Raw genomic sequence first — 505 nt, 5'->3', positions numbered from 1 at the left:
GTAGGTCGGAGTCGAGCAGCGTGAGGCTGTTGGGGCCCGTTTCGTGGCTGTAGATGGCCGTGACGGCGTTGGTGCTGGTGAACTTACGCAGGGCTGTTTTGGCCCCGGCATGCTCCAGCCCGTACTGATTCTGATTCTCAACCGTGATGTTCTCCATCGACACGCACAAGGTGTTGACCGTGTGCACGCCCACGTCGAAGCCGCGCACGTAGATATTGCGCACCATTTGCGGCCCCGCCACCCCAGTCATATGCAGCCCGAAACGGCCGCTGCCATCTCCCGATACAATGTTGAGGTCTTCGGCAATGCCTTGGTTGGAGGCAAAGAACTCCAGACCAATGGCGCCGGCGTTGCCGCTGCCCACGTGGAAAGTCAGGTTGCGCACAGAGTTATTGAAGGCCTGCTCCAGGCAGCAGCCCGTACGCATAAGCGCCTTGGGGTTTTGCGGGTCCTGGAAGCCGGGAGTGCCGTCCTTGAGCCGGATAATAGTGCCAGTCCGGCTTTG

Annotated in this window: 1 protein-coding gene; it reads right to left on the bottom strand. The window is 60.4% G+C overall.

Translation table 11 applies throughout. The annotated features are described in order from the left end of the window. Nucleotides 1–505: hypothetical protein (locus ACYSMN_RS25530; RefSeq protein WP_488926760.1), on the bottom strand; the 505-nt coding region annotated here is incomplete at both ends.

Source organism: Hymenobacter sp. M1-2 (genome assembly GCF_057808495.1).
Note: the sequence above shows the minus strand (reverse complement) of the source record. Positions and strands in the feature narration are given on the sequence as shown.